Origin of the sequence: uncultured Campylobacter sp., assembly GCF_938040115.1 — a bacterium.
GTDB lineage: Bacteria > Campylobacterota > Campylobacteria > Campylobacterales > Campylobacteraceae > Campylobacter_A.
In genome coordinates this window covers 1-2,892 of record NZ_CALHXD010000085.1, presented here as the reverse complement: position 1 = coordinate 2,892, position 2,892 = coordinate 1, and the positions used below count along the sequence as shown (strand labels likewise).

2 protein-coding genes and 2 pseudogenes are annotated in these 2,892 nt (G+C 40.9%); all 4 read right to left on the bottom strand.

Features of this window, described 5'->3' with window-relative positions:
- A pseudogene (locus Q0314_RS03120) lies at positions 1–605 on the bottom strand (hydrolase); the annotation flags it as partial.
- 305 nt (positions 606–910) lie between these two features.
- Positions 911–1,309, bottom strand: a pseudogene (gene queF, locus Q0314_RS03115) (preQ(1) synthase); the annotation flags it as partial.
- 9 nt (positions 1,310–1,318) lie between these two features.
- The gene (locus tag Q0314_RS03110) at positions 1,319–2,710 is read right to left on the bottom strand and encodes an EAL domain-containing protein (RefSeq protein WP_298056408.1); all 1,392 of its coding nucleotides are present in this window, start codon (positions 2,708–2,710) and stop codon (positions 1,319–1,321) included.
- A partial coding sequence (locus tag Q0314_RS03105) for a hypothetical protein (RefSeq protein ID WP_298056403.1) occupies positions 2,711–2,892 on the bottom strand: 182 nt, incomplete at its 5' end. It lies immediately after the preceding gene.

The window sequence follows — 2,892 nt, the reverse complement described above, 5'->3', positions numbered from 1 at the left end:
GCCCAGCGCTTTTGAAAGCGCAGTCTGCCGGCTAGATCGACTAGCTTGGCTAGCTTTTGGTTCATCACGATTTTACGCACGCCTATTAGCTCGTAATAATCCTCCAACTCCTCCTCCACGCGCGCTTTTAGCTCGTCTATGTCGCTTAAAAATTTGCTCGTTTGATAAACGATCGAAAACTCCCAGCGCGTCGCGAGATAGCTAGCGGCCTTTAGGATCAGGCGCTCTTTAGCGTGAGCCTTGTCTTTGTGCGTGAGATAGCGGCGCATCCGCTCTAAAAATTTACCGCCCTCGACGTCCTTTACGAGCCCTTCTAGGATCGTTAGCACCCAGGCGTTTATCTGCTCGTTTTTGGTTTTTTGCATCTGATGAAACACATCAGGGCGTATATCCGTGACCACGACGCGCGCGAGAAACTCGAAAATACCGGCCTCGATGATGTAGTTCATATCGGCGCCGTGCTCGAGCTTTGCGATAAAATACGCAATGATAAATTTGTGCGCCTGCTTATCAAGCTCGACTAAATTCGTCATCTTCGGATAGTCGTTCCAGCGCGAGATGGACGCGGCTTTAAAGATGTGCTCAATGAGCTGCGCGCTTATCATTTATCTTCCGATGATTTCTTCACGACACGAGCGCGCTTTTCGCCGGCAAATTCAGGCTTTTTAAAGCCATCTTTATTGCCCGTTCTTCGCGGTTTGTCGTCAAATTTATCTTTACTCGCGCGAGGTTTTCTATCGGCCGTTTTTGCGTCTCTTTTATCGGCGCCAAAACTCTTACCGCGAGAGCCGTCTTTGCTAAATTTAGACTCGCGTCCGCCGTAACCGCCTCTATCGAAACTTCGCTCGCTATCTCGCGTAAATTTCTCAAATTTAGGCGCTTCAAAGCTTTGTTCTTGCGTTTTTTTGATTATCTCGTCCGAGCAAATTTCGATCACCGTGTGGACGTTGCCTCGCGGGTTAAAGTCGCCTGTGATTTTCATCCATTTTGGCGCCAGTTTTCGTTCTAAAACCTCGTAAATTTCGTTTATGCTGTCTTCGTGACTGATGTTGCGCGTCATGAAGCTATTGATGTAGAGTTTGATTGCTTTTAGCTCAACGACGAATTTAGCCGGCACGTACTCAAGATATATCGTCGCAAAATCAGGATATCCCGAGCGCGGGCATAGGCAGCAAAACTCCGGTAAAGTGATCTTGATCTTATAGTCGCGCTCGTGCTTGTTTTCCCAGATTTCCAGGTCTTTTTCTACGTCAAATTCGCTTATTATTTTCTCGCCGTATTTTGGCTCTACGACCCCATTTTCTTGCATTTTTTTCCTTTAAATTTCTTTTGGCTTCTCTATGAAAAAGCCCTGCGCGAAGTCGGTCTGATAGCGCTCCACGACGTTAAAGAACTCCTCGTTCTCCACAAATCTCACAATAGTCTTCACGCCTAATCTTTTTGCGGTTAAATTTAGATTTTCAAATAGAGTTTTAAATTTATCGTTTTTGATATTTTTGTTAAATTCTATGTCGTAGATAACAAAATCTATCGGCAAAAATTTAAAATACTCAAATCCGGCATTATTACCGCCGAATTTATTTAACGCGAAGCGAAAACCTAGATTTTTATACTCCGTTAAAATTTCTCTAAATCTATTTATCTCATCATATACTAGCTTCTCGCTAAACTCGAAAATAACGCGATTTGGATCGATTTTGCCTAGCTGTACGAACTCTTTTATAAAATTCGTAAATTTTAAATTTCTAATCGAAACCGACGAAATTTCGATCACGATCGGATCTTCGTCTTTAAATTTAAGCTCGGATAGCTTTTTGATGACGTTTATGTCAAAAAGCACCTCATAGCCGTTTTTGTTCGCGATATTTTGCACCTTTGCTTTTGAGACGAGACCTTGCTTATCGGTGTAAACTTTTACGATGATATTCTTTAAATTTTGCCCGAAACGAAGGCTTTTAACAAGCTGAGTTTGGAAGATAAACCTTTGCATATCGATACAGTTACAGACGTCTTTTTCAAGATCGTCGGTGATGTCCACTTTATCCTCATTATCGCTCTCGTTTAGCTTTTGGATGAGATATGAGACCGAGTTTTTGAGGCTTGCCGAGTGATTTATGTCGATAGCGTCAAATTTGATCTTTAGCTCGATATTGTAAATTCCGTCGCTTAAAATGCTCTTTTCAAAAACGTTTAAAAGGTGGATGAGCTCGGTGCTTTTACTCTCGCAAAATATTAGAAAATATTCGTTTGAATATCTGCCGATAAGCGTGTTTTTAGATACTTTTTCGTTTAAAAATTTCTCCAGTCTCTCGACTAGTCGTTTGAGCAAAATATCGGTGCTAACAAAGCTATAACGCTCGTTTATATCGTTTAAATTTTCGATCTTTAACATTAGCATATTGCCGCCGCTTTTGCCTTTAAATTTAGAAGCTTGCTTTGATAAAAGTCTTAAAATTTCGTCTCTATTATAGGCTTTTGTTACTTGATCGAGTACGCTCGTTTGAAAGCTCTGGTAAATTTTATAAGCCGTGAAATATACTTGGCACAAAACCAAAATCGCAATCAGAATAATATCATCAGCGTCAAAATTTATTTGGTCTTTTTTAACAAAAATATAGACCAAAATGATAACGCTAAAAATAAATATCGAGGACACCTCGAGCGCGGTTTTAAACCTATTTGATCGTTCTTTTAGTTCTGATTTTAGCATTTATACGTCCAAATGTTTCACGTCTTTTGCGTGCTCTTGTATGTAGTTTCTTCGCGGTTCAACCTCGTCGCCCATAAATAGATTAAACGTATCTGAGGCGCTTACTACATCGTTTATGTTTATCTTTAACAAACGGCGATTTTCAGGGTTCATCGTCGTTTCCCATAGCTGTTCTGGATTCA

Coding starts and splice junctions, on each gene's coding strand:
- Q0314_RS03110 (WP_298056408.1), bottom strand. CDS start 2,710: ATGCTAAAATCAGAACTAAAAGAACGATCAAATAGGTTTAAAACCGCG.